At 63.7% G+C, this 24,043-nt stretch carries 26 protein-coding genes and 1 riboswitch; of the genes, 13 read left to right on the top strand and 13 right to left on the bottom strand.

Annotated elements, in window-relative coordinates; genetic code table 11:
- Positions 1-176 precede the first annotated feature (176 nt).
- A riboswitch (Fluoride riboswitch) is annotated at positions 177-255 on the top strand.
- Between the two features lie 114 nt (positions 256-369).
- The 5 genes from XI06_RS27785 to clpS are packed head-to-tail and all read left to right on the top strand — an operon-like array spanning position 370 to position 3,113.
- Positions 370-1,578, top strand: coding sequence for an MFS transporter (locus XI06_RS27785; protein ID WP_271607006.1), 1,209 nt, complete (start codon positions 370-372; stop codon positions 1,576-1,578).
- Positions 1,553-1,987 carry a fluoride efflux transporter CrcB gene (crcB, locus tag XI06_RS27780; protein ID WP_237863493.1) on the top strand — a complete coding sequence of 145 codons (435 nt, stop codon included), beginning with the start codon at positions 1,553-1,555 and terminating at the stop codon, positions 1,985-1,987. The genes XI06_RS27785 and crcB (XI06_RS27780) overlap by 26 nt, the downstream gene beginning before the upstream one ends.
- Positions 1,988-1,993: 6 nt before the next feature.
- Positions 1,994-2,419, top strand: coding sequence for a fluoride efflux transporter CrcB (gene crcB / locus XI06_RS27775; RefSeq protein WP_237863492.1), 426 nt, complete (start codon positions 1,994-1,996; stop codon positions 2,417-2,419).
- A 2-nt stretch (positions 2,420-2,421) separates the two neighbouring features.
- The gene (locus tag XI06_RS27770; protein ID WP_237863491.1) at positions 2,422-2,763 is read left to right on the top strand and encodes a DUF190 domain-containing protein; all 342 of its coding nucleotides are present in this window, start codon (positions 2,422-2,424) and stop codon (positions 2,761-2,763) included.
- 44 nt (positions 2,764-2,807) lie between these two features.
- The gene (gene clpS / locus XI06_RS27765) at positions 2,808-3,113 is read left to right on the top strand and encodes an ATP-dependent Clp protease adapter ClpS (protein WP_237863490.1); all 306 of its coding nucleotides are present in this window, start codon (positions 2,808-2,810) and stop codon (positions 3,111-3,113) included.
- A 9-nt stretch (positions 3,114-3,122) separates the two neighbouring features.
- Here the strand turns inward: clpS and XI06_RS27760 are convergent, their stop codons facing one another.
- From XI06_RS27760 to fabI, 5 genes are all read right to left on the bottom strand, one after another.
- A complete protein-coding gene (locus tag XI06_RS27760; protein WP_237870334.1) occupies positions 3,123-3,623 on the bottom strand; it encodes a GNAT family N-acetyltransferase in 501 nt (166 codons plus the stop codon).
- 18 nt (positions 3,624-3,641) lie between these two features.
- Entirely contained in the window at positions 3,642-4,832 is a 1,191-nt protein-coding gene (locus XI06_RS27755; RefSeq protein WP_237863488.1) for an adenylate/guanylate cyclase domain-containing protein, read from the bottom strand.
- Between the two features lie 83 nt (positions 4,833-4,915).
- A complete protein-coding gene (aroC, locus tag XI06_RS27750; RefSeq protein WP_237870332.1) occupies positions 4,916-6,004 on the bottom strand; it encodes a chorismate synthase in 1,089 nt (362 codons plus the stop codon).
- A 199-nt stretch (positions 6,005-6,203) separates the two neighbouring features.
- Positions 6,204-6,803 (bottom strand): histidine phosphatase family protein, encoded by a 600-nt coding sequence (locus tag XI06_RS27745; protein WP_237863486.1) that lies wholly within the window; start codon positions 6,801-6,803, stop codon positions 6,204-6,206.
- 12 nt (positions 6,804-6,815) lie between these two features.
- Positions 6,816-7,628, bottom strand: coding sequence for an enoyl-ACP reductase FabI (fabI, locus tag XI06_RS27740; protein ID WP_237870330.1), 813 nt, complete (start codon positions 7,626-7,628; stop codon positions 6,816-6,818).
- Positions 7,629-7,799: 171 nt separating this feature from the next.
- On the opposite strand from fabI, the gene XI06_RS27735 reads away from it, so the two are divergent.
- Together XI06_RS27735 and XI06_RS27730 are read left to right on the top strand one after the other, a co-directional pair.
- Positions 7,800-8,288 (top strand): sigma-70 family RNA polymerase sigma factor, encoded by a 489-nt coding sequence (locus XI06_RS27735; RefSeq protein WP_128953175.1) that lies wholly within the window; start codon positions 7,800-7,802, stop codon positions 8,286-8,288.
- 106 nt (positions 8,289-8,394) lie between these two features.
- Positions 8,395-9,168, top strand: coding sequence for an anti-sigma factor family protein (locus XI06_RS27730; protein WP_237863484.1), 774 nt, complete (start codon positions 8,395-8,397; stop codon positions 9,166-9,168).
- A 318-nt stretch (positions 9,169-9,486) separates the two neighbouring features.
- Here XI06_RS27730 and XI06_RS27725 read toward each other — a convergent pair whose 3' ends face one another.
- Positions 9,487-10,452, bottom strand: coding sequence for a DnaJ C-terminal domain-containing protein (locus XI06_RS27725; protein WP_237863483.1), 966 nt, complete (start codon positions 10,450-10,452; stop codon positions 9,487-9,489).
- Between the two features lie 109 nt (positions 10,453-10,561).
- On the bottom strand, positions 10,562-10,963 hold the full coding sequence (locus XI06_RS27720; protein WP_333909372.1) for an RT0821/Lpp0805 family surface protein: 402 nt from the start codon (positions 10,961-10,963) through the stop codon (positions 10,562-10,564).
- 119 nt (positions 10,964-11,082) lie between these two features.
- On the opposite strand from XI06_RS27720, the gene pdxH reads away from it, so the two are divergent.
- A complete protein-coding gene (pdxH, locus tag XI06_RS27715; RefSeq protein WP_237863481.1) occupies positions 11,083-11,724 on the top strand; it encodes a pyridoxamine 5'-phosphate oxidase in 642 nt (213 codons plus the stop codon).
- A gap of 51 nt (positions 11,725-11,775) precedes the next feature.
- A complete protein-coding gene (locus XI06_RS27710) occupies positions 11,776-12,528 on the top strand; it encodes an SDR family NAD(P)-dependent oxidoreductase (RefSeq protein WP_237863480.1) in 753 nt (250 codons plus the stop codon).
- Between the two features lie 187 nt (positions 12,529-12,715).
- Here XI06_RS27710 and XI06_RS27705 read toward each other — a convergent pair whose 3' ends face one another.
- Positions 12,716-12,934 (bottom strand): hypothetical protein, encoded by a 219-nt coding sequence (locus tag XI06_RS27705; RefSeq protein WP_237863479.1) that lies wholly within the window; start codon positions 12,932-12,934, stop codon positions 12,716-12,718.
- Positions 12,935-13,141: 207 nt separating this feature from the next.
- Positions 13,142-14,119, bottom strand: coding sequence for a magnesium transporter CorA family protein (locus tag XI06_RS27700; protein ID WP_237863478.1), 978 nt, complete (start codon positions 14,117-14,119; stop codon positions 13,142-13,144).
- A gap of 338 nt (positions 14,120-14,457) precedes the next feature.
- On the opposite strand from XI06_RS27700, the gene XI06_RS27695 reads away from it, so the two are divergent.
- Entirely contained in the window at positions 14,458-15,141 is a 684-nt protein-coding gene (locus tag XI06_RS27695; protein WP_237863477.1) for a L,D-transpeptidase, read from the top strand.
- 42 nt (positions 15,142-15,183) lie between these two features.
- Here XI06_RS27695 and XI06_RS27690 read toward each other — a convergent pair whose 3' ends face one another.
- Entirely contained in the window at positions 15,184-16,284 is a 1,101-nt protein-coding gene (locus tag XI06_RS27690) for an extensin family protein (protein ID WP_237863476.1), read from the bottom strand.
- Between the two features lie 65 nt (positions 16,285-16,349).
- On the opposite strand from XI06_RS27690, the gene XI06_RS27685 reads away from it, so the two are divergent.
- Both XI06_RS27685 and XI06_RS27680 read left to right on the top strand, forming a co-directional pair.
- Positions 16,350-17,978 (top strand): fatty-acid--CoA ligase, encoded by a 1,629-nt coding sequence (locus tag XI06_RS27685; RefSeq protein ID WP_237863475.1) that lies wholly within the window; start codon positions 16,350-16,352, stop codon positions 17,976-17,978.
- Between the two features lie 150 nt (positions 17,979-18,128).
- Positions 18,129-19,337, top strand: a complete 1,209-nt coding sequence (locus XI06_RS27680) for an ABC transporter substrate-binding protein (protein ID WP_237863474.1) — start codon at positions 18,129-18,131, stop codon at positions 19,335-19,337.
- Positions 19,338-19,423: 86 nt separating this feature from the next.
- Here the strand turns inward: XI06_RS27680 and XI06_RS27675 are convergent, their stop codons facing one another.
- On the bottom strand, positions 19,424-20,629 hold the full coding sequence (locus XI06_RS27675; RefSeq protein WP_237863473.1) for a hypothetical protein: 1,206 nt from the start codon (positions 20,627-20,629) through the stop codon (positions 19,424-19,426).
- Between the two features lie 194 nt (positions 20,630-20,823).
- Between XI06_RS27675 and XI06_RS27670 the strand changes: the two genes are divergently transcribed.
- The gene (locus tag XI06_RS27670) at positions 20,824-21,681 is read left to right on the top strand and encodes a DUF1499 domain-containing protein (protein ID WP_237863472.1); all 858 of its coding nucleotides are present in this window, start codon (positions 20,824-20,826) and stop codon (positions 21,679-21,681) included.
- 7 nt (positions 21,682-21,688) lie between these two features.
- Here the strand turns inward: XI06_RS27670 and XI06_RS27665 are convergent, their stop codons facing one another.
- Complete coding sequence (locus tag XI06_RS27665; RefSeq protein ID WP_237863471.1) at positions 21,689-22,612, bottom strand: MBL fold metallo-hydrolase; 924 nt, start codon at positions 22,610-22,612, stop codon at positions 21,689-21,691.
- A gap of 109 nt (positions 22,613-22,721) precedes the next feature.
- Complete coding sequence (locus tag XI06_RS27660) at positions 22,722-23,936, bottom strand: acyl-CoA dehydrogenase (RefSeq protein WP_271606969.1); 1,215 nt, start codon at positions 23,934-23,936, stop codon at positions 22,722-22,724.
- Positions 23,937-24,043: the final 107 nt, after the last annotated feature.

Below are 24,043 nucleotides of genomic sequence, written 5' to 3'. Positions count from 1 at the left end.
GTGACATGCAAACGCCTTACCGCAAAGCGCGAAGATCGCTTGTGCTTCACATTCAGGTTAGGATTTTCACACGCCAGCGCGAAACCGCCGCCATGTCGCCACGCTTGCGCCGCCACGCGATCGCGCCGCGTGACCGGGCGCCCACTTGTTCCCCCTGATTTCCATGCTAGGCTGAGCGAACAGATGGGGATGGAGTCCCCCGACAACCGCCCGGCGGTCGCGTAACTGTAATGGGCTGATGACTCCTGCCCAAGGTGAGGCAATCGGCCTCTGCCTTTGGCGGGAGCATGGACAAACCCGCCGCTGGCGGGTTTTTTGTTGCCTGAAACTTTGTTGCCTGAAACGAAGGCCAAGGAGACCGTCCACGACATGGCGACGACCACACCGAACGCTGCGCACGCCAAGCTGCCCAGGGGGATCTGGGTGCTCGGCTTCGTCTCGATGCTGATGGACATCTCCTCCGAGATGATTCATGCGCTGCTGCCGGTCTATCTCGTCACCATGCTCGGCGCCTCGACCCTCACCGTCGGGTTCATCGAGGGCATCGCGGAGGCCACCGCTGCGATCACGAAGATCTTCTCCGGCGCCCTGTCCGACTGGCTCGGCCGCCGCAAGCTGCTCGCGGCCCTGGGCTACGGGCTGGCCGCGCTGACAAAACCGTTGTTCCCGCTTGCCCCCAGCGTGGGCTGGCTGGTGGCAGCGCGCTTCATCGATCGCGTCGGCAAGGGAATTCGCGGCGCACCGCGCGATGCATTGATCGCCGATATCTCGCCGATGGGCCTGCGCGGCGCGAGCTTCGGCTTGCGGCAGTCGCTCGATACGATCGGCGCCTTCGTCGGGCCACTCGCCGCAATCGGCCTGATGTGGTGGACATCAGATCATTTTGTCATCGTGTTCTGGGTGGCGGTGCTGCCGGCATTCCTGTCGTTCGGACTGATCACGTTCGCAGTGAACGAGCCGGAGCCGGATGCGAGCCGCGAGCCCACGAAGAACCCGCTCAACGCGGCCGCGATGCGGCAGCTCGGGCCGGTCTATTGGCGCGTCGTTGCGATCGGCGTCGTGTTCACGTTGGCACGTTTCAGCGAGGCCTTCCTGATCCTGCGGGCGCAGAACATCGGGCTCAATGCCATGTGGGTGCCGGCGGTGCTGGTGCTGATGAACATCACCTACGCTCTCTCCGCCTATCCGGCCGGCGTGCTGTCGGACCGGATCAACCGGACCGCCCTGCTCGCGCTTGGCCTCATCCTCCTCGCTGGCGCGGACGTTACGCTGGCGCTGCTGCCCGATCTCGCCGGCCTGGCGCTCGGCGTCGTGCTGTGGGGCCTGCATATGGGATTGACGCAAGGCTTGCTCTCGGCGCTCGTCGCCGATACTGCACCTTCGGCGCTACGCGGCACCGCCTTCGGCTATTTCAACCTGTTCACCGGCCTTGCGATGCTGGCCGCGAGCGTGATCGCCGGCGCGCTTTGGGATGCCTATGGTCCGGTCGGCACGTTCCTTGCCGGGCTCGGCTTCGCATTGACCGCGCTGGTGGGACTGTTGACCGTCGGCAATGGCCTGGCCATGGAGAACAAGTGATGACGGGGGGCTGTTCATCGTGCTGAGCGGAGCGATCGCTATCGTGGTCGGCAGCGTGCTGGGCGGCTGCGCGCGCTATTTTGTCTCCGGCGCCATCGCGCGGCGGCTGGGCGAGACCTTTCCCTGGGGCACCATGACCATCAATGTCACCGGCGCCTTCCTGATCGGCATTCTTGGCGCGTTGGCGACCCATCCCGGCTCGATGTTCGCGACGCCCAATCCGTGGCTGTTCGCGGTAACAGGCTTCCTCGGCTGCTACACCACGGTGTCCTCGTTCAGCCTGCAAACGCTGACCTTGGCGCGCAACGGCGAGCCGGTGCACGCGCTCGGCAACGTCGTGTTCTCAGTCGGACTGTGCCTTGCGGCGGTGAGCTGCGGCTTCCTCCTTGCAGACAGTCTTGGAGGATAAAGGCAGATGAAGGCTTCCTCCGCCGACCGCTGGCGTACCGCAATCCTCTATGCCTGGGTCTCTGCCGGCAGCATCGTCGGCGGGCTGACCCGTTATCTGGTCGGGCTCGCCCTCGATACCGGCCCGGGCTTTCCCTTCGCGACGTTGTTCATCAACGCCATGGGCTCGCTGATCATCGGCTTCTATGCGACGCTGACCGGCCCCGACGGCCGCATGCTGGCGCGGCCCGAGCACCGGCAGTTCGTGATGACCGGATTCTGTGGCGGCTATACAACTTTCTCGACCTTCAGCCTCGAGACCTTCCGCCTGTTCCACGGCGGCATGAAATATACCGCCATCGCCTATGTCGCGGCGTCGCTCGTCTGCTGGCTGGTGTCGGTATGGGCAGGGCATATGATGGCGAGCCGCTACAACCGCTTGACGAGGAGCTGACCATGCAAATCCCCAATCAGGCTGTTTCGCTGCGGATCTTCATTGGCGAGAGCGACCATTACGACGGCAAGCCGCTCTATGAAGCGATCGTGATGACGGCGCGCGAGCGCCATCTCGCCGGCGCCACCGTGCTGCGCGGCCCGATGGGCTTCGGCAAGTCGAGCCGGCTGCACACGTCGAAAATCCTGCGGTTGTCGGAAGACCTGCCGCTGTTGATCGAGATCGTCGACAGCGAAGACAACATCAACGCATTCCTGCCCATCCTGGATGGCATGATGTCGAGCGGCCTGATCACCTTGGAGAAGGTGCAGGTCCTGCAATATGGTGCGAAGACCGCGAGCTGATCGCTCCGGCCGGGAACCCGAGCCCGCCGTGTCCAGGAGGCGGAATGAACGACACTGTTACGACGCCGAAAACCAGGACGAAGACCAAGGTCGAGCGGCCGAAGCTGCACAAGGTCATCCTGATCAACGACGACTTTACGCCGCGTGAATTCGTCACCATGGTGCTCAAGGCGGAATTCCGGATGACCGAGGATCAGGCTTACAAGGTCATGATCACCGCGCACAAGCTCGGCGCCTGCGTCGTCGCCGTGTTCACCAAGGACGTCGCCGAAACCAAGGCCACCCGCGCCACCGACGCCGGCCGCGCCAAGGGTTATCCGCTGCTGTTCACGACGGAGCCGGAGGAATAGGCCAGCGCTTTAAGGCGAGCCCTTGAGACGCGCCATGACGATCTCGTCGTGATAGATGCCGTCGAGGAAGATCGCCATCTGCTTGGTGCCCTCCTCGACAAAGCCAACCTTGCGATAAAGCGAGGCCGCGGCGGTGTTGGTCGCGAACACGCCGAGCTCGATGCGACGGAAGCCGAACACATCTGCAGCTTGAATCGCTCGCCGCAACAGCCGCTCGCCAAAACCTTTGCCCCTGAAATCCGGAACAAGCCCCATGAAGAGATCACCGACATGCGCCGAAACGGCGCGGCTGGCCGGCGGCACGTTGCACCATCCGACCACGGCGCCGTCGGCGATGGCGACGATCTGCGGATAACCGCGCTCGACATTGCGCGCAACGAAAGCGCGAACCTGCTCGACCGGCGGCGCTTCCGTCAGCGCAATGTATTTGCGTTCGTGGGCCACGGTATCGACGGCAGCGCGAAAGGCGTCGGTATCAGCGATTTCGATCTGGCGGAATTCCACGGTCATAAGCGAGCCTCGCGCACGCTACGCCATCACCACCGGCGTTTCCTCGGTGAGCCCGTACACGCGCTGCGCCTTGGAGAACCCGGCGATCGGAAACTCGCCGAGATTGCGCCAGTCATGCTGGCAGACTTTGGCAAAGCCCTCGGACACCACGACGGTCCGCCCGAGGCGGCCGGCGATCTTCTCCAGCCGCGCTGCGAGATTGATGGCAGGGCCGATGCAGGTGAAGTCGAGCCGGTTGCCGCCACCGATATTGCCGTAGAGGATGTTGCCGACATGCAGGGCGACGCCGAAACGAAAGCGTTCGACGACATCGCCGACCGGATGCCCCAACGCCTCGACGCTGGCGCGGGCTTCGCGCGCCGCTTCCAGCGTACGCGCGCAGACATGGTTGGCATCGCCGACATATTCGTCGATCGGAAACACCGCGAGCAGGCCGTCGCCCATGAATTTCAGAACTTCGCCGCCATGGCCGCGGATCGCCGTGACCTGGCAGTCGAAATAGCGGTTCAGGATATCGACGACCGTCTCGGCCGGCAGCCGGTCGGATAGCGCGGTGAAGCCGCGCAAGTCCGACAGCCAAATCGCGGCCTGCATGGTGTCGTTGTGGCCTCGGCGAATCTGGCCGCCGAGGATGCGCTCGCCGGCGCGATTTCCCACATAGGTGTCGAGCAACGTCACAGCGGTACGACGCAGGGTGACGATCTCGCTGACGCGCGCGAGCGGCGCGACGATGGAGCGGATCGTCGCGATGTCGTCTTCGCTGAAACCGCCGGGATGCCGCGTGGTCCAGCTGATGGCATGGATCGAACCATCGAGAAATCGCATCGGCGTCGCGATGTAGTCGGTGACGCCCTCGGCACGCATGTCGTCCAGGAACGGAAAGCGTTTGCTGTCGGGGTCATCCATGCGTCCCCTCACCTCCAGCCCTTCTTCGAACACGATCCGAAGCGGGCTCCGCGCAAATTCGGGCGTGGCGAGAATCTCGAAATCGACAGTGCCGATCTCGACTTCCTCGCCCTGCCGCCAGATGAAATTGCGGCCGTAGATCTCGGGATGCAGGGTGCGGATGAAGACGCCGAACCGCCACAATGGCAGGCCGGCCGCAACCAGTTGCTCGCAGGCGTCCGAGATCATCTCGGCCGACCCGCGCGACGACCGGGCACCGTCGATCAGCCAATTGATGATGCGCTGGAGGTCGGAGCTTTCCATGCCCACATTAGCCGACGAAGTTGTGGAATCGTCAAGCTGCGCGGTGGACTGATACCGCGGCCCAAAAGCTTCAAGCTGGGATTCTACCGCCCTACCTGCCCGCGGTCGCGCAGGAAGTGGTCGGCCAGCACGCAGGCCATCATGGCCTCGCCAACCGGGACGGCGCGGATGCCGACGCAGGGGTCGTGGCGGCCCTTGGTCATGATCTCGGTGTCGGCGCCCTGGCGATCGACGGTGAGGCGTGGCTGCAGGATCGACGAGGTCGGCTTCACCGCGAAGCGCACCACGATCGGCTGTCCCGTGGAGATGCCGCCCAGAATCCCGCCCGCGTGGTTGGACAAAAAGCGCGTGCCGTCATTGCCGGTGCGCATCTCGTCGGCGTTCTCTTCGCCGGTCAATTCGGCGGCGCCAAAGCCGGCGCCGATCTCGACACCCTTCACCGCATTGATGGTCATCATCGCGCCGGCAAGATCGGAATCGAGCTTGGCGTAGATCGGCGCGCCAAGGCCTGCCGGGACGCCCTCGGCGACGATCTCAAGCACGGCACCGATCGAGGAGCCGCTCTTGCGGATGCCGTCGAGATAGGTTTCGAAGAACGCGGCCTTGTCCTTGTCCGGACAGAAGAACGGGTTGTTCGCGATCTCGTCCCAGTCCCACTTCTCGCGGTCGATCTTGTGCGGGCCCATCTGCACCAGTGCGCCACGCACCTTCACGTCGGGCAGCACCTTTCGCGCGATCGCACCGGCGGCGACGCGCATCGCGGTCTCGCGCGCGGAAGAGCGGCCGCCGCCACGATAGTCGCGCAGGCCATACTTCGCCTCGTAGGTGAAGTCGGCATGGCCGGGGCGAAACTTGTCCTTGATCTCGGAATAGTCCTTCGAGCGCTGGTCGGTGTTCTCGATCAGGAGCCCGATCGGCGTACCCGTCGTCACCTGCACGCCGGTCTCGGGATGTGCCATCACGCCCGATAGGATCTTCACCTGGTCCGGCTCCTGGCGCTGGGTGGTGAAGCGCGACTGCCCCGGCTTGCGGCGATCGAGGTCCTGCTGGATGTCGGCCTCGGTGAGCGGGATCATCGGCGGGCAGCCATCGACCACGCAGCCGATCGCCACTCCGTGACTCTCGCCAAAGGTGGTGACGCGGAACATGTGGCCGAAGGTGTTGAAGGACATACCGAGCTGCCGCCTAGCGTTGACGTTCTGCATAAACTTTGTTTGTCAACGTCGTAGCGCCGAGGAGGATCAGGTTCAACCCTAGTTCCGTCATTCCGGGGCGATGCAAAGCATAGAACGCGGAATCTCGAGATTCTCAGGTGCGCAAGGGCGCACCGGAGTTCGCCCTTCGGGCGCCCCGGAATGACGGCGGGTTGGCTTAACTACACTTCTCCAGCCGGCCGTCGCGAAACACGTAGACGGCGCCCTGCTCGATATAGAGATCGGCGGCACTAGCCGGCGTCTCCAGGCCGAGCGAGACCATCAGGGCGCGGCAGGTGCCGCCATGAGCGACCGCGACGGTGTCGCCCTTGAGCTCGTCGTACCAGGCACGGACGCGGACCTGCACGTCGGCATAGGTTTCGGCGCCAGCGGGCCCGACCGTCCATTTGTCGGCGAGACGCCTGGCATAGATCTCGGGATCTCTCGCCTCGCTCTCGGCCAGCGTCAGCCCTTCCCAGACGCCGTAGCCGATCTCGCGCAGACGATCGTCGAGTGCATAGTCCGTCACGGGCAATTCGAGCTTGCCGCGCGCGAGTTCCATGGTCTGGCGGGCACGGCCGAGCGGGCTCGACACATAGGGCAGCGTCGCCTTGTTGTGGCCGTCGCGCCTGAAGAGATCGGCCAGAATAAGGCCTGCCTGCACGGCCTGGTCGCGGCCGCGCGTATTCAGCGGAATGTCCTTGGTGCCCTGAAGCCTGCCGAGCGCATTCCACTCGGTCTCGCCGTGGCGAAGATAATAGATCGTGGGCGCGGGCATTGCTGGCGGTGGTCAGTCCTTCGACGTGTCCGACGCTTCAGGCCGCATCATGCCCAGCACGTTATAGCCGGAATCGACATGATGGACTTCGCCGGTGACGCCGCGCGACATGTCCGAGAGGAAATACACCGCGCTGTCGCCGACCTCCTCGATCGTGACGTTGCGCCGCAGCGGCGCGTTGACCTCGTTGTATTTCAGCAGCAGGCGTGAATCGGCGATGCCGGCGAATGCCAGCGTCTTGATCGGACCGGCCGAGATCGCGTTGACGCGGATCGCCTTCACGCCGAGATCGGCGGCCAGATAGCGTACGCTCGCCTCCAGCGCTGCTTTCGCAACGCCCATGACGTTGTAATTCGGCATCCACTTCTCGGAGCCGTAATAGCTCAGCGTGATGATCGAGCCGCCGTCCGTCATCAGCTTCTCGGCGCGCTGCGCAATCGCGGTCAGCGAGTAGCAGGAGATCAACATCGACTTGGAGAAATTGTCCGCGGTGGTGTCGACGTAGCGGCCCTCGAGCTCGTCCTTGTCCGCAAACGCGATCGCGTGCACGACGAAATCGATCTTGCCCCACTTCTCCTTCAGCACATCGAACACCGCGTCGATGGTCGCAGCATCCGTGACATCGCAATGGCCGAGCATGAGCGCGCCGAGCTCGGCAGCCAGCGGCTCGACGCGCTTCTTCAGCGCATCGCCCTGATAGGTGAGCGCGATCTCGGCGCCAGCCGCCTGGCATGCCTTGGCGATACCCCAGGCGATCGAGCGGTTGTTGGCAACGCCGAGGATGACCCCGCGCTTACCCTGCATCAGACCTGATTTCTGCGCCATTTGCTCACGTCCTGTAGCTCTCGTTCAGGTCTGGAGGTACACCAGCCCTCCCCTGCGGTACAGTCCTAATACGCGGCGTTAACGCTGTTTCCAGCGCCGGAATAGCCGTTCCGTTCGGGTGTTATGATTGTTATAGGCGCTCGCGCCGAATGGCAGGACATCAAAGACGGCATGAGTGCGTTTCGCCAGAGTGTAGAAGCCATGATCCCCGCGTTGCGCCGCTACGCCCGCGCGCTGACGCGCGATGCGGATGCGGCCGACGATCTGGTGCAGGACACGCTGGTGCGTGCATTGCGCTCGGAGCGGTTGTTTCTGGGAGGTGACGTCAGGAGCTGGCTCTACACGATCCTGACCAACCTCAACAAGAACCGGCGACGCTCGCTGGCAAGGCGGCCGCAATTCATGCAGCTGACGGAGAACAACCCGGATGCCAGCGGGACGGAGGCCGAGGGACGCGACATCGAGCGAGCCCTCTCGACGCTGGTCGAGGAGCAACGCTCGGTGCTGCTTTTGGTGATGCTGGAGGGTATGAGCTACCGAGAGGTCGCGGACATCCAGGGCGTGCCGATCGGCACTGTCATGTCCCGCCTGGCGCGTGCGAGAGCCCACGTCAAAGCGTCGCTGGAGGGTGAGCGCCCGGCGCTCAGGCGGGTGAAATGATGGCAGGATTAATGCATCGCGCATGCCGAGTCCCCTGCACGGAGAGAGAAGCAGCGCAGTTGAACCGCGTCAGATATTTTGGGCCGCAGAGCCAGAGACGACCGATATGAACGACCACAATATTCCAGTGACCGAAGACGAATTGCACGCCTTTGTCGATGGCGAGTTGCCGCCCGAGCGCCGCGCCGACGTCGAGGCTTGGCTTGCCGCCCATCCCGACGATGCCGAGCGGGTGCAGTCCTGGCGGACCATGGCCGAGATGCTGCACGCCCGTTACGACGGCGTCGCGCAAGAGCCGGTGCCGGCCCGGCTGGAGCTCGAGCGGCTGGAACGCCGTCCGCGGCAATGGCTCTATGGCGCCATCGCCGCCACGCTGGTTGCCTTCGTCGCCGGCGGCACCGCCGGCTGGGTGGCACATGGCGCCGCAAATGCGCCCTCGACATTCCAGAGCTTTACCGAGGACGCACTCGACGCCCACCGCCTCTATGTCGTCGAGGTCCGCCATCCGGTCGAAGTGCCCGGCAATGAGCGCGACCACCTCCAGGCCTGGCTGACCCGGCGCTGCGGCTGGACCGTGTTCGCGCCCAATCTGGAGGCGAGCGGGCTAAAACTCGTCGGCGGACGGTTGCTGCCGGGGCCGAACGGCCCGGCGTCCTTCCTGATGTATGAGGGCGCCTCGGGCGAGCGCTACACGATCTACACCGCCAAGACCGAGACCGGCGCAACGCAGATGCGCTACGCCAGGACGGACAAGGATGGGGCGCTGTTCTGGGCCGAGCGCGGCGTCGGCTACGTCGTCAGCGGCGGCGGCACCGACCGCGATCGCCTGACCAAGGTGGCGCAGGCCGTGTACGACCAGGCCGAGAAAAACGGCACCTAGACAACCGCGCAAACGCCGTGCCCAGATTCCGTCATTGAAAATTTGGAATCAAGACATGGGCGCGTCTCATTATCGCACCGGATGTTCACGCGAAAATGAGCAGCGTTCGATCCGCCGATCGACGCGGGCGGCCTCGATTGGGGTTTTTGGTACCGCGCTGGTCCCCCTCTCGAGGCCGCACCTTTTTATCGACTGCCCCGCCGGACAGCCGACACGTCGAGTAAGCGAAGCGCTACCACGCTTCACGCGTATGATGAGCATCATCCGTTCGGAGATGCGCTAGGCCTTTAGGAGAACCCCTTCAGTTCCGATCTCGCCCTAACCAAGCCCGCTACGTGGATTGTAGGGGTGTTGGTCCCGCCACTTTTCCATCAATGCTTCAAGCTCGGCGTCGTTCCCGTCCGGTAGCATAATCCTGATGGTGACGAAGAGATCCCCGGTCCCGCCAGATTTTGGCAGGCCTTTGCCTTTGAGGCGGAAGGTCCGGCCGCTGGAGGTGTTCTTCGGGACTGACAGTTCCACGGCATTGCCGAGCGTGGGCACGCGGACCTTGCCGCCGAGGACAGCCTCGTAGAGCGTGACCGGGAGGTCGACCCTCAGGTCGGAGCCATCGATCTTGAAGAACGGATGGGCTGCGATGCTGATGGTGATCAGGAGGTCGCCGGGTGGATGGCCTTGCGCGGTCTCGCCCTGTCCCCGCAGACGGATCTGCTGGCCCTCGATGACGCCGGCCGGAATCTTGACGTTGAGCTCCTTGCCGTTCGGCAACCGGACGCGCTTCTCGCCGCCTTTGACCGATTCTTCCAGCGAGACGGACATGGCAACATTGACGTCGAGATCGAGCCCGATCCCGCCGGTGTCGAATTCGAACTGCGCACCGCCGCCGGCCCCGGGCCGCGCACCGCGCATCCCGCCGCCGAACATGCTGTTGAGGATGTCCTCGAAAGCGCCGGCTCCCTGACCGGGGCCAGCGCCGCCACGGAACGAGTACTCGAAGCCGCCGGGGCCCGCTCCCGCCCGCCCGCGCGGCCCACCGCCGCCCGGAAAGCCCTGGAAGCGCGGCTTGCCCTCGGCGTCGATCTCGCCACGATCGAACTGCTTGCGCTTGTCCTCGTCGCCGATGATCTCATTGGCCGAATTGATCTCGGAGAAGCGCTCCGCGGCCTTGGGGTCATCCTTGTTGCTGTCAGGATGATGCTTCTTGGCCAGCTTGCGATAGGCGCTCTTGATCGCGGCAGCGGTCGCGCTCCGCGGCACCCCCAAGACCTCATAGGGGTCGCGCATCCGTCACGTCTCCTCTTAGGAAATCGAAATGTTCAAAGGGCTCCCCGCCCACCTGAGCCTCATGTGGGGGGCGAGTGGCATTTTTGCAACTAGTCGATGGGGCTGATTCCTAGCTCCGCCACGGCTTTAGCGTATGAATCTCCCAACGGCCACGGCTGCTTTGGCAACCGGCGCCCTGCAGCCAGGTTTCGGTGGTGCCGTTGACGTAGCTCGCCAGGAAATCGCGGCATTTGCGGCCATCCTCGGCGGCATAGGATTGCGCGATCGGCGTCACCGACCCGCGCGCGCCTGTTTCCGGATTCTCCCAGTGCTGGCTGGCGTCCTTGTCGCCGATGCTGAGCACGTCGGAGGCGGCGTTGCGGGCAAAGGCAAGGTCGGTCTCGGTCGGTGCGGCGTCCTTCGCCGGTCGCGCGATCGAACCGGTGAGGTCGCTGTCGTCAGCCTTGGCGTAGGCGTTGGTGTCGGTGCGAGACATGCTGCAGCCGCCGGCGCCGAGCCCGATTAGAATCATTGTCACGACGAAGCTGGATGGCCGGATCGCCGATAGGCCAACGCGTCCCCATGCCCTATATAGGGCAGTACCAGACGGTAGCGCGCTTTGGGCCGCAGGACGCAATTCGGACTCCAGACATGACCGACACGACCTCGATGAAACACCAGACACCCTTAACATCCGGTGATTTCACCACCGCCGATGAGCCGTTTGCGCTATTCGAGGCCTGGTTGAACGAGGCGATCAAGAGCGAGCCGAACGATCCGAACGCGATGGCGCTCGCGACCGTCGATCCTGATGGCCTGCCCGACGTGCGCATGGTGCTGATGAAGGGCTTCGATACCCAAGGTTTCGTCTTCTACAGCCACATCGCCAGCCAGAAAGGCCGCGAACTCGCCGCAAATCCTAAGGCGGCTTTACTTTTTCACTGGAAGTCGCTGCGCCGTCAGGTCCGCATCCGCGGCAACGTGACGCCGGTAACGGATGCCGAGGCGGACGCCTATTTCGCCACACGACCGAAGCAGGCGCAGATCGGCGCCTGGGCCAGCAAGCAGTCGCAAGAGCTCGAGAGCCGCTTCGCTTTCGAGCAGGCCATTGCCAAGGTCGCGGCCAAGCACGTCATCGGCGACGTGCCGCGGCCGCCCGGCTGGAGCGGCTGGCGCATTGCGCCCTCGCGTATCGAGTTCTGGCACGACCGCCCGTTCCGCTTGCACGACCGCATCGAATTTCGTCGTGACGCGGCCGGCCAGCCGTGGTCCAAGACGCGGATGTATCCCTAGAGCCTTGTCTCGATCTTTGCCTCGATCTTTGGGCCGACCTGAAAGATGTCCATGCCGCATTCGTCCAATGCGCCGCGCCGCACGCTGCTCCTGACCGGAGCGAGCCGCGGTATCGGCCACGCCACCGTGATCCGCTTCTCGTCGGCGGGCTGGCGCGTAATCACCTGTTCGCGGCATCCCTTCCCGGAGGATTGCCCGTGGGACGCCGGCCCTGAGGATCACATCCAGGTCGACCTCGGCAATCCTCAGGACACCACGCGCGCGATCTCCGATATCCGCAACCGCCTCGAAGGCGGCATGCTGCACGCACTCGTCAACAACGCCGCGATCTCGCCGAAGGGCCCGGGCGGCTCAAGGCTCGGGTCTGTCGACACCGACCTCGACACCTGGACGCACGTCTTCCACGTCAATTTCTTCGCGCCGATCATGATCGCGCGTGGCCTGATCGAGGAATTGAAGGCGGCCAAGGGCTCGGTCGTGAACGTCACCTCGATCGCCGGCTCGCGCGTGCATCCCTTCGCGGGCGCAGCCTACGCCACCTCGAAGGCGGCACTTGCCTCCCTGACGCGCGAGATGGCCTCCGACTTCGGCCGCGTCGGCGTGCGCGTGAACGCGATCGCGCCGGGCGAGATCGACACCTCGATCCTGTCGCCGGGCACCGAGAAGATCGTCGAGCAGCAGATCCCGATGCACCGGCTCGGCACGCCGGACGAAGTTGCCAAGATCGTCTACGTGCTGTGCACGGACACCAGCTCTTACGTCAACGGCGCCGAGATCCACATCAACGGCGGCCAGCACGTCTAGGTGACGCATCGAAGGTGACGCTTTGGCCGGTTTGCCAGTACGGCGTCGCAACGGCATCGTCGCCGAGACGATCGTCTCGACGGCTGAGATCGTAAAGCGCTAGGGAATTTGCCGCGAAAGGCGGGAAGCTAGGCGATCCAGACAACGCCGCCGCAAGACTGGATCGCCCGCCCTTCCTTCCGCTTCCTCAATCCAGGCGAATTCGACGCGACCGTTCGCGCAACCGCGGTGCGGCTGCGTTGAATGCCGTCGAGCAGTCGTCATCGTTCTCGCCATCGAGCAGCGGAGCACCACAGTGCCGGCACATGCGTGCCGACAACGACGGCGCCTTGCCGCTCGCCACCACCTGACGATAGCTCGTCAGATCGATGACGTTGGGGGGCGTCGTTATGTGTTTTTCAACCATGGTTGTTCCTCGCGGCTAACCCGCTGCTTATCGCAGACAAGTTTCGCGCAAACGTTCAGCCCACCGCTCAAATTTTACCGGAGGAATTGGGGCACGGCACACACATCACGGCGTGGCCGCAATGACGCTCTATTCTGCGACACCATCAGGCTTGTCTCGGCGACCGGCGTAAGGTCTCGGTCACTATTTTCGGAAGCGCGTGCCGGATCACAGCCATTTCTTGAGCTTGAAGATCCAGTACGGAACGATCGCGGCGATCACCATCAGCACCAGCGCGAATGGATAGCCGTGCGCCCATTCGAGTTCCGGCATCGATTTGAAGTTCATGCCGTAAATCGAAGCGATCAGCGTCGGCGGCATCAGGACAACGGCCATGACCGAAAACAGCTTGATGATGTTGTTCTGCTCGAGGTTGACGACGCCGAGCATCGCGTCGAGCACGAAGGTGATCTTGCTGGAGAGATAGGAAGCATGGTCGGTCAGTGAGGCGACATCGCGCTGCATGGTCTTGAGCTGCTCGCGCATGTCCTTGGACCATTTCACGCCCTCCACCACCGCCGACAGGAAGGTCACGACGCGGCCGATCGACACCAGGCTCTCACGGACCTTGGAGGTGAGATCGCCCTTGCGGCCGATCGAGATCAGGATCTGCGAATATTGCTTGGCGTGACCGTGGCGCTCGCTCTCCGGCTCGAAGATGTCGTGGCTGACCTGGTCGATCTCCATACCGCAGCGTTCCAGAATGTCGGCGCAACGGTCGATCACGGCGTCCAGCAGTTCCATCAGCACCATCTCGCCTGTGATCGCGGGGGCGCAGGTGCGGGCCAGCTTGGCCTCGACCAGAGCGAACGGCTTGGGCTGGTCGTAGCGCACCGTCACCAGACGATGGTCGCCGAGGATGAAGGTCACCGCCGTGGTCCGGGGCATGTCGGTATCGGAGTGGCACATCAGCGTCGCGGTCATATAGCGCGCGCTGTTCTCGATATAGAGGCGGCTGGAGATCTCGATCTCCTGCATGTCCTCCCGGGTCGGGATCGCGATCCCCAGCAGCCGTTCGACCGCCTTGTCCTCGGCCGCGGTCGGGTTGACCAGGTCGACCCACACGGCGTGGTCGGGCACCGCCTCGAGATCGTTGACGACGGCCTTCTTCAGGGAGGAGTCGGTGGGAACGAACACAGAAAACATGAACAACTCCAAGACGGGGCCTGCGACAGAATGACTGCCCTTAGCGCGATTCTGACAAGTTCATGATGACAACCACATTAACGGAGCGTTTGCATTTGTGGCGGCCGCATGGCCCAACTGTGGCACGGAATCGACAGCTGTGCTTTTCGCGCCAAAGAACCAGCCCAGACGCGGAAAACTTGCGGCAAAAAAGCCACAGGTTGGGTCTCGCAGCGCGGGATAAGCCCCTAAAAGCTGGAATTGTGGCGGATTTCAACGATAATGAAATCAACGGAGTCGAGGCCTTGGGTGCTACGTTTCAAGGACCTGCGCGGTATTGTTTTGATTGGAACCAAACCATGTCGTCGCTGAAAGTTATCGTTGGAGTTTTGGCTGCCGGCTTCATGCTGTCGGGCTGCATGCAGGCCACGCATTTCGAAGCCACCAACACCCAGAATTTCAAGCCCAAGGACAAGGAACTCCTTGCCAAGATCCGGTACGAAAATACGCCGGTGGCAGAGCCGTTCCGTCGCGCCATTGTCGATTACCACCGCAAGGAATCGCCGGGCTCGATCGTGGTCGATTCCGACAACCACTACCTTTATTATGTGATGGATGGCGGCAAGGCGATCCGCTACGGCATCACCGTCGGCGAAGAGGCCATGGCCTGGTCCGGCATCGCCAAGGTCGGCAGCATGACCGAATGGCCGGCGTGGCATCCGACCCCCGGCGAGATCTCGCGTCTGGGCGTTCCGACCTATGTCGCCCCCGGCCCGGACAATCCGATGGGCTCGCGCGCGATGTATCTCTACTCGGGCGGCAAGGACACGCTGTTCCGCATCCACGGCACCAACCAGCCTGAATATATCGGCGCTTCGATCTCGTCGGGTTGCATCCGCCTGACCAACGAGGACGCCATCGACCTCTACAGCCGCGTCAAGATCGGCACCATCGTCGTGGTGCTCGAGCCGAAGCATGGCGACTCGCCCTACAATTCGCGCCTCGCGCTGCAGGGCGGCGGCGGTTTTCCGAGCAGCAACTAGCGATTTCAGCGTTATCTGAAGGCTTTCGAAAAGCGCCGGTTTTCACCGGCGCTTTTTTGTTGCTGGCTTGCTCTTGCCGGAGGCGGGTGCCGGCTTGTCCGCCGGCGCGGTGAGTTTCTCCTGATCGTCGGCCGCCTCCTTGCCGACCTCCGATTTGGCCGCAACCTCGCGCGGCGGCGCCTCCTCGGGGCGCTCCGCCGGCAGCAGGGGCGCAATCTGCGGCAAGGGATCCCAGACGTTCCACTGGCAGATCCGGTAGTCGTTGCGGCGCTGCGCGAGATCGAGGTGGATGTGGTCCTCGTGGTACCAGTCCGAGCCCGGGCCGAGCACGGTGGCGAACCGCGCGCAAACCGAATGCAGCACGCGCTCGCGCACGTCGCGGGATAGGGTGCGATCGGTCAGGCCGATCGATTGCCCGTTGGCGAGCTTGAGCGCGCGCACGTCGAGCGCGTTGGCCTTGCCGTGCTCGGACAGCATCGCACCGACGACGCGGTTGCGGCCGCGGCACTCGAAGCTGTCGAAATTGTCCAGATCGGTGATGGTCGAGCCGAGGCTGGTGGCCAGCGGCACCATGTCGGTACGCACCCAATCCGCAATCGCCGATGCCATGGTGCAGCGGAGGGTCGCCGCCGGCTTGACCGCGACCTTGCGCTTGTCCGGCAGCACGATGGCCTCCAGCCGCACCAGGTCTTCGCCGCCACAGGCGCCGGGGCCGTGGATGTCGGGAATGGACGGCGCGACCGCGATCTCCTCGGTCAGTGAAAGCCGGCAGGCCGAGAGCTGCTTTTCGGGCGGTGCCGCAGCCTCGGCCGGCTTATTGCCGCCGGGCTTGTCCGGGGGAGGCTTCTCCGGGGAAGACTTGTCGTCAGCCTCCGGCGCAGCCTCATCGGTTGCCTTGCCTATTCTTCTGGGAGCCTCGTCAGGCCGCGGCTTTGGTAGCGGTATCTTGGTGGAGTGAACGCTCCGGTGTGGCCGCCGCGCACCAAAACCAAAGATATCGAGCGGTGCAGCATAGTTTCGCGCGTCCGCGGGCTCAGGCAGCACGAGCGATAGCCCAAGCGCAGCGGTAACCATTGCCGCGCCCGCGGACATATTGCCGCGATAAGACCATTTGCGGCGAAAGTCCGGCAGGCTAAAACTCATGACAATTCTTTGGCCCTGCGCTGAGAGCGACAATGCGCCCAGCGATTTCTCGGAGGAACGTCTGAATGCTTGGTTTGATGCAAGATTGGCCCCTGCTCTGCCACCGGATCATCGAACACGCCGCCAAGATTCACGGCAATCAGGAGGTCGTCACGCGATCGGTCGAGGGACCGATCCACCGCACCACCTACGCCGAAATCCACAAGCGCGCGCTCAAGGTCTCGCAGATGCTGGAGCGCGACGGCATCAAGCTCGGCGATCGCGTCGCCACGATCGCCTGGAACACCTGGCGTCACCTCGAAGTCTGGTACGGCATCATGGGCATCGGCGCCATCTGCCATACCGTCAATCCCCGCCTTTTCCCCGAGCAGATCGCCTGGATCATCAACCATGCGCAGGACCGCATCGTGATGGTCGACCTCACCTTCGTGCCGGTCGTCGAGAAGCTCGCCGACAAGCTGCCGAGCGTCGAACGGTACGTCATCCTCACCGACAAGGCGCATATGCCCGAGACCACGCTGAAGAACGTCGTGGCCTACGAGGACTGGATCGCCGAGGCCGACGGCAAATTCAAATGGAAGGACTTTGACGAGAACACGGCAGCCGCGATGTGCTACACATCAGGCACGACCGGCGACCCGAAGGGCGTGCTGTATTCGCATCGCTCCAACGTGCTGCACGCGCTGATGGCGAATAATGTCGACGCGCTTGGCACCAGCGCCTCGGAGACGATGCTGCCGGTGGTTCCATTGTTCCACGCCAACAGCTGGGGCATCGCCTTCTCCGCGCCCTCGCAGGGCACCAAGCTCGTTATGCCCGGCGCCAAGCTCGACGGCGCCTCGGTCTACGAGCTGCTCTCGACCGAGAAGGTGACGCACACCGCCGGCGTGCCGACAGTGTGGCTGATGCTGCTCCAGCACATGACCGCCAATCATCTGAAACTGCCGCACCTGAAGATGGTGATCTGCGGCGGCTCGGCGATGCCGCGCTCCATGATCAAGGCGTTCCTCGACATGGGCGCGAATGTCCGCCACGCCTGGGGCATGACCGAGATGAGCCCGATCGGCACCGTCGCTGCGCTGAAGCCGCCGCACCAAAACGCGACCGGCGAGGCGCGGCTCGATGTGCTGCAGATGCAAGGCTATGCACCCTTCGCGGTCGAGATGAAGATCACCGATGATGCCGGCAAGGAGCTGCCCTGGGACGGCAAGACCTTTGGCCGGCTCAAGGTCTCCGGCCCCGCGGTGGCCAAGGCCTATTTCCGGCTGGACAACAACATCCTCGATGAGGAGGGCTTCTTCGACACCGGCGACGTCGCGACCATCGATGAGGGCGGCTATATGCGGATCACCGACCGCTCCAAGGACGTGATCAAGTCCGGCGGCGAGTGGATTTCCTCGATCGACCTCGAAAACCTCGCGGTCGGCCACCCCGCGGTGGCGGAAGCAGCCGTGATCGGCGTCTTCCACCCGAAATGGGACGAGCGCCCGCTCTTGATCGTCCAGCTCAAGCAGGGCCAACAGGCCACGCGCGAGGACATCTTGAAATTCATGGACGGCAAGATCGCCAAATGGTGGATGCCCGACGACGTCGCCTTCGTCGACGGCATCCCGCATACCGCGACCGGCAAGATCCTGAAGACCGCGCTGCGCGATCAGTTCAAGGACTATCGCTTCCCGCACGCGGCAGCGTAACGCCCAATCGACAACATCAGCCGAAATCGGCCCCTGCCCACCCGCAGGGGCCTTTTTCGTTGGCGTGTCACGACCAAAGACGAATTGGAGCCGAGCCGACGGCTCCCTAACGTCGCGCCGCACTTCAAGCCAATAAGAGGAACGCTCAAGATGAAATTGTTTGCGCTGCGAATGCTGCCATGGCTGCTGGCCACGTCGATGGCGGCCACCGCCGCCGCGAAGGCGGCCGATAACAAGGTCGTGATCGGTGATATCGACGATATGTCCGGCCTGTATGCCGACGTGATCGGCCCTGGCGGCGTCGAAGCCGCCAAGATGGCGATCGAGGATTTCGGCGGCAGCGTCCTCGGCAACAAGATCGAGTTCATGGTGTCGGACCACCAGAATAAGCCCGATGTCGGCGCGCAGAAATTCCGCGAATGGGCCGACCGCGACGGCGTCACGATGATCCTCGGCGGCTCCAACACCGGCGTCAGCCTGGCGATGAACAATGTCGCCAAGGAGAAGAAAATCCCGTTCATTGCGATCGGCGCCGCCGGCGCCTCGCTGACCGGCAAGGACTGCACACCCTACACCGTCCACTATGTCTACGACACCACGGCGCTGGGCAACGGGACCGCCAAGACCATGGTGAAGCAGGGCGGCAAGACCTGGTTCTTCCTGACGGCCGACTATGCCTTCGGTACGCAGCTGCAGGAATCCGCCTCGAAGGTGGTCGAGGCCAATGGCGGCAAGGTGGTCGGCGCGGTGCGCGTGCCGCTATCAACCTCCGACTTCTCCAGCTATCTGCTTCAGGCCCAAAACTCGGGCGCGCAAGTGCTGGGCCTCGCCAACGCCGGCAACGATTTCACCAACTCGATCAAGGCCGCCGACGAATTCGGCATCGCCAAGACGATGAAGCCGGCCGCGCTGCTCGCCTTCATCAGCGACATCCACAGCCTCGGGCTGAAGACCGCGCAGGGGCTCTATCTCACGACCGGCTGGTATTGGGATCTCAACGACAAGACCCGCGCCTTCGCCAAGCGTTACTTTGAGAAGACCAAGCGCGAGCCGACCATGAACCAGGCGGGCTACTATTCGGCCACCATGACCTACCTCAACGCGGTCAAGGCTGCGGGAACGACCGACTCCGACAAGGTGATGGCCGAGCTCAAGAAGATGAAGATCGATGACATGTTCACCAGCAACGGCAAGATCCGCGCCGACGGCCTGATGGAGCATGAGATGTACATCATGCAGGTGAAGAAGCCCGACGAATCCAAGCAGCCCTGGGACTACTACAAGCTGGTGCAGACCATGACAGGCGAGGAGGCATTCGGGAAGCTGTCAGACTCGGCCTGCCCGCTGGTCACGCACTGACCCCTGATCCAAAACCAGGTGTCACAAGAGGCGCACCCCAGGGTGCGCCTCTTCCTGTTGGCGGGCAGACCGGCCCCTTGGACCGCTCACAATTGCGAGCAGCGAAAGCCGATCTCCGGACGACTGAAAAACAGACGCTGCTCCTTCACCACGAGCACGAGCTGGCTGCGGTCGCTCAAGGCCTGGCACAGATCGCCGGCAATGGTCTTGAAAACGCGCGTTTCCGCATAGGGCGTCACGTTGAGATCCTCGATCGCCCAACGCTGGAGATTCAGCACGTTGGTGTTCTCCGAGGTGTGCACCAGATACGGGCGGACGTGGCCCGGTGTCGAGGCCGCACCGAGATCGCTGAGATAGATCTGCGCTTCGGTGAGGTTGCCGGAATAGAGCGCCGAGGACAGGTAGGAATCCCAGAGATTGAAGAAGCTCAGCGCCGGCAGCACCACGAACAGCACCACTGCCGCGCCATGGCGAAAATCGCGCACGTTCCAGACGATATCGCGCCAGGTGAAGTCATCGTTGCCAGAAAACAGCAGCACGTCGAACACCGCCATGGCCGCGGTCCATGGCCAGACGATGTCGTTCCAATTCAACCCCAGGGGACCGAACATCGCCAGAATGAAGACGTGCATGCCGACTGCGGCGGCGAGCGAGGCGCGACGGAAACGCCGGGTCAACAGACCGACGCCGAACGTCACCTGTATGAAAGGGACCAGGAAGCCGAGAGCATCGAGAGGGGTCGTCGTCGCCGGAAGCAGGCTGGTGATCGGTGTGATGATCCAGGAAAACTCGTGCTCCATGAAGTTGAGGTTGATCTTCTGGAGCCCGGAGAAGACGTAGGTGAAGACGATGACCAGCCGGGCCAGGTTCAGCGTCTGGAGATCGCCGGCCGGCGCCGCGCTGCCACCGCGCCCGAGCCCGACGACCATGAGCAGGAAGCTGTACTGAAACACCCAGGGCTGCCACCGCGTCTGGTCGGCAAGACAAAACGCGATCATGATGATGAGGAAGCCTGCGATCGGCCAGCGCGGGCGAGGGATGATCACGGCGAGCCCCGCCAGCACGAACAGCGCGCCATAAAGCGCCAAGGCCACGGCGCCCTCGATCGGCGGCAGCAGCGACCAGACCGGCACCTGTGGATAGGACCGCGGCCCTACCCACAACCCCGGGGACATCACCAAGCCGATACAGAACGCGACGAGGATCGTCAGCCGCAGCAGGAACAGGCGCTGCCGCAGAGGCGCGGCGTCATCCTCCGCATTGCCTCGCTTCCATCGCCCCTGCCTTCCCACGGCCCCTCCCGCGAACCACCATACACAGGTATGTGGCTCGTCAGGGCGCGTTGGTTCGACGGCCATGGCCTTGGTCTTTCACCGGTCCAGAACGGGGGATAAACCGCTTCACAGCCAAGCGGAAAATGCGCTAGGTCAGCCTACTCCCGTCGCCTGTGCCCTCAACCGGCGACCCAGATCGGTGATGGAACGACATGGCCCGCAGGTTTTCCGCTCCCTATCAGACGGAGCCCGTGTCCAGCCTCGCCACCTGGGCGCGCAATCTGGCCGTATTCGCGGTGGTGGCTGTGGTGGTGTCGATCATCATCGTCCGCTTCGACTTCCTGGAGATGAAGCCGGCGCTGGCCACTTTCTTCGGCGGGCTCGCGATCGCAGGATTATCCATCCTGTTCGGCCTCGCCGGCTTTGCCGCGATCTGGCAAAACGGCTCGCGCGGCATGGCGCGCATCCTGCTCGCCTTCCTGATCGATGGCGCGATCCTCGCCTATCCCGCTTATCAGGCCCTGCTGTACCGCAAGCTGCCTCACATCTACGACATCACCACCGACCCGATCGATCCGCCGCGTTTCGATGCGCTGTCGCGCCTGCGCACCGGGGACGGCACCAACACCGCCGTCTATGCCGGTCTCTATTCGGCCGAGCAGCAACGTCAGTTCTATCCTGACATCGAACCGATCGAGCTCGAGATCCCCGTCGACCGCGCCTATGCGATCGCGCGCCAACTCGTCATCAAGCGCAAATGGACCGTCATCGACGAACGCGAGCCGCAGCCCCCGCGCCGCATGGGCCGCATCGAGGCGGTGGCGCGCACGCCGATCATGGGCTTTCGCGAGGATATCTCGATCAGGGTCGTGCCTGACGGTGACGATTCCCGCGTCGATATCCGCTCCGCCTCACGCTATTTCGACAGCGACCTCGGCAGCAACGCCGCGCGCGTGACGAAGTTCATCGACGATCTCAACACCGCAGCCGACGCCGATGCGCTGAAGCCGGCGAAGAAGACCCCGGTGGCACCGCCACCCAAGGCTCCCGCGAAGACAGTGAAGAAGTGACGGACCGCTAGGCGTTCGCCATCCGGTATGTCCCGCCAATCACGGGATCGCCATCCGTCGCGACGACGCCGCGCGCGACGAGGTCTTCCAGATGCGCCAGCACGGAATAGCCGGCGGCCGTCGTCAGGCGCGGGTCGATGCCGATATAGATCGCGCGCACCATGGTCGGGATATCGGTCTCGCCCTTGGCGAGGCGGTGCAGGATCGAGGCCTCACGCGCCTTGCGGTGACGGATCAGGAAGCGCACGAAGCGCTGGCCCTCCGGGATCTCCGGGCCGTGGCCGGAGAAATACAGATCCTCCTCGCGCGCAGCGAGCCGGTCGAGCGAGTCCATGTAGTCGATCATCGAGCCGTCGGGCGGCGCCACAATCGAGGTCGACCAGCCCATCACGTGATCGCCGACGAAGTTGAACTTTCGCTCGGGCCAGGCAAAGGCGAGATGGTTGGCAGTGTGGCCGGGCGTCGCGACGGCCTCGAGCCGCCAGCCGGCGCCCTCGACGACATCACCATCGGCGATCCTGATATCGGGCACGAAGTCGCGGTCGGATCCGGATTCCGGATTGTGCTTCTCGCTCTCGAAGCGCGGGCGCGAGGCGCGATGCGGGCCCTCGGCATAAACTGGCGCGCCGGTCGCCTGCTTGATCCGGCCCGTGTTGGGCGAGTGGTCGCGATGGGTGTGGGTGACGAAGATGTGGCTCACCGTCTCGCCGCGCACGGCGTCGAGCAACGCGGCCGCATGGGCCTCGTTATCAGGACCGGGATCGATGATCGCGACGTTGCCGGTGCCGACGATGTAGCTGACGGTGCCGGTGAAGGTGAAGGGACTCGGATTGTGACAGAGCACCCGCCGCACGCCGGGGCGGACTTCCTCGACGGCGCCGGCCTTCAGCGGAAAGTTGCGGTTGAACGGGACATCGTCGTTGTCGGACATGGCTTCTTCTTTGTTCTTTGACGTCATTCCGGTGCGCCCTTGCGCACCTGGGAATCTCGAGATTCCGGGGTCGATGCTTCGCATCGCCCCGGAATGACGAAGAACGTCTTCAGAAGAACGCCTGAATGCCCGTGATCGCGCGGCCCAGGATCAGGGCGTGAACGTCGTGGGTACCCTCGTAGGTGTTGACCGTCTCGAGGTTATGGACGTGGCGCATCACGTGGAATTCGGCCGAGATGCCGTTGCCGCCGTGCATGTCGCGGGCGACGCGGGCGATGTCGAGGGCCTTGCCGCAATTGTTGCGCTTCATGATCGAGATCATCTCGGGCGCGAACTTGCCCTCGTCCATCAGGCGGCCGACGCGCAAGCTACCCTGCAGGCCCAGCGCGATCTCGGTCTCCATGTCGGCGAGCTTCTTCTGCACCAGCTGGGTCGCGGCCAGCGGCTTGCCGAACTGCTTGCGATCGAGCGTGTACTGGCGGGCGCGATGCATGCAGTCCTCGGCGGCGCCGAGCGCGCCCCAGGAAATGCCGTAGCGGGCGCGGTTGAGACAGCCGAACGGGCCCTTGAGGCCGGAGACGTTGGGCAGCAGCGCGCTTTCCGGGACCACGACACCGTCCATCACGACCTCGCCGGTGATGGAGGCGCGCAAGCTGAGCTTGCTGCCGATCTTCGGCGCGGAGAGGCCCTTCATGCCCTTCTCCAGCACGAAGCCGCGGATCTGGTTGTCGTGTTCGGCCGACTTGGCCCAGATCACGAACACGTCGGCGATTGGCGCATTCGAGATCCACATCTTGCTGCCGGTCAGGCGATAGCCGTCCGAGACCTTCTCAGCGCGGGTCTTCATGCCGGCCGGGTCGGAGCCGGCGTCGGGCTCGGTCAGGCCGAAGCAGCCGACCCACTCGCCGCTGGCGAGCTTCGGCAGATACTTCTTGCGCTGGTCATCGTCGCCATAGGCGTAGATCGGGTACATCACCAGCGAGGACTGCACCGAGTTCATCGAGCGATAGCCGGAGTCCACCCGCTCGATCTCGCGCGCGACGAGGCCGTAGGCCACGTAGCTCGCATTGGCGCAACCAAACTCCTCCGGCAATGTGATGCCGATCAGGCCGAGCTCGCCCATCTCGTTGAAGATCTCGCGATCAGTCTTCTCTTCCAGATAGGCCTTGGTGACGCGCGGCAGCAGCTTGTCCTGGGCGTAGGCTCGCGCCGTGTCGCGCACCATGCGCTCGTCTTCGGTGAGCTGCTCGTCGAGCAGGAACGGATCGTCCCACTGGAAGGAAGCCGCAGCCGGCTTGTCCTTGGTCTGAGGGCGCACGCTCATGAAACGTCCTTTCGGGTCTGGTTCCGTCGGAAAATTGCCGGACAAACTAAAGCGCCGCGGCAACAAGTGCAATTGCGTTGCAGATGTGGGGCCTTGCGTGAATCCCG

The organism is Bradyrhizobium sp. CCBAU 11434, from assembly GCF_028128895.1.
In the GTDB taxonomy this organism is placed as follows: Bacteria; Pseudomonadota; Alphaproteobacteria; order Rhizobiales; family Xanthobacteraceae; genus Bradyrhizobium; species Bradyrhizobium zhengyangense.
This window is presented reverse-complemented; position numbering and strand designations above follow the sequence as displayed.

Excerpts from the sequence above, each read along its gene's own strand:
- XI06_RS27660 (WP_271606969.1), bottom strand. The coding sequence starts at position 23,936 with ATGAGCGTGCGCCCTCAGACCAAGGACAAGCCGGCTGCGGCTTCCTTC.
- XI06_RS27680 (WP_237863474.1), top strand. The coding sequence starts at position 18,129 with ATGAAATTGTTTGCGCTGCGAATGCTGCCATGGCTGCTGGCCACGTCG.
- XI06_RS27670 (WP_237863472.1), top strand. The coding sequence starts at position 20,824 with ATGGCCCGCAGGTTTTCCGCTCCCTATCAGACGGAGCCCGTGTCCAGC.
- XI06_RS27705 (WP_237863479.1), bottom strand. The coding sequence starts at position 12,934 with ATGGTTGAAAAACACATAACGACGCCCCCCAACGTCATCGATCTGACG.
- XI06_RS27755 (WP_237863488.1), bottom strand. The coding sequence starts at position 4,832 with ATGGAAAGCTCCGACCTCCAGCGCATCATCAATTGGCTGATCGACGGT.
- pdxH (WP_237863481.1), top strand. The coding sequence starts at position 11,083 with ATGACCGACACGACCTCGATGAAACACCAGACACCCTTAACATCCGGT.
- XI06_RS27685 (WP_237863475.1), top strand. The coding sequence starts at position 16,350 with ATGCTTGGTTTGATGCAAGATTGGCCCCTGCTCTGCCACCGGATCATC.
- XI06_RS27665 (WP_237863471.1), bottom strand. The coding sequence starts at position 22,612 with ATGTCCGACAACGACGATGTCCCGTTCAACCGCAACTTTCCGCTGAAG.
- XI06_RS27725 (WP_237863483.1), bottom strand. The coding sequence starts at position 10,452 with ATGCGCGACCCCTATGAGGTCTTGGGGGTGCCGCGGAGCGCGACCGCT.
- crcB (WP_237863492.1), top strand. The coding sequence starts at position 1,994 with ATGAAGGCTTCCTCCGCCGACCGCTGGCGTACCGCAATCCTCTATGCC.
- clpS (WP_237863490.1), top strand. The coding sequence starts at position 2,808 with ATGAACGACACTGTTACGACGCCGAAAACCAGGACGAAGACCAAGGTC.
- aroC (WP_237870332.1), bottom strand. The coding sequence starts at position 6,004 with ATGTCCTTCAACACCTTCGGCCACATGTTCCGCGTCACCACCTTTGGC.
- crcB (WP_237863493.1), top strand. The coding sequence starts at position 1,553 with ATGGCCTGGCCATGGAGAACAAGTGATGACGGGGGGCTGTTCATCGTG.
- fabI (WP_237870330.1), bottom strand. The coding sequence starts at position 7,628 with ATGGCGCAGAAATCAGGTCTGATGCAGGGTAAGCGCGGGGTCATCCTC.
- XI06_RS27785 (WP_271607006.1), top strand. The coding sequence starts at position 370 with ATGGCGACGACCACACCGAACGCTGCGCACGCCAAGCTGCCCAGGGGG.
- XI06_RS27700 (WP_237863478.1), bottom strand. The coding sequence starts at position 14,119 with ATGTTTTCTGTGTTCGTTCCCACCGACTCCTCCCTGAAGAAGGCCGTC.
- XI06_RS27695 (WP_237863477.1), top strand. The coding sequence starts at position 14,458 with ATGTCGTCGCTGAAAGTTATCGTTGGAGTTTTGGCTGCCGGCTTCATG.
- XI06_RS27735 (WP_128953175.1), top strand. The coding sequence starts at position 7,800 with ATGAGTGCGTTTCGCCAGAGTGTAGAAGCCATGATCCCCGCGTTGCGC.
- XI06_RS27730 (WP_237863484.1), top strand. The coding sequence starts at position 8,395 with ATGAACGACCACAATATTCCAGTGACCGAAGACGAATTGCACGCCTTT.
- XI06_RS27760 (WP_237870334.1), bottom strand. The coding sequence starts at position 3,623 with ATGACCGTGGAATTCCGCCAGATCGAAATCGCTGATACCGACGCCTTT.
- XI06_RS27690 (WP_237863476.1), bottom strand. The coding sequence starts at position 16,284 with ATGAGTTTTAGCCTGCCGGACTTTCGCCGCAAATGGTCTTATCGCGGC.
- XI06_RS27770 (WP_237863491.1), top strand. The coding sequence starts at position 2,422 with ATGCAAATCCCCAATCAGGCTGTTTCGCTGCGGATCTTCATTGGCGAG.
- XI06_RS27720 (WP_333909372.1), bottom strand. The coding sequence starts at position 10,963 with ATGATTCTAATCGGGCTCGGCGCCGGCGGCTGCAGCATGTCTCGCACC.
- XI06_RS27745 (WP_237863486.1), bottom strand. The coding sequence starts at position 6,803 with ATGCCCGCGCCCACGATCTATTATCTTCGCCACGGCGAGACCGAGTGG.
- XI06_RS27710 (WP_237863480.1), top strand. The coding sequence starts at position 11,776 with ATGCCGCATTCGTCCAATGCGCCGCGCCGCACGCTGCTCCTGACCGGA.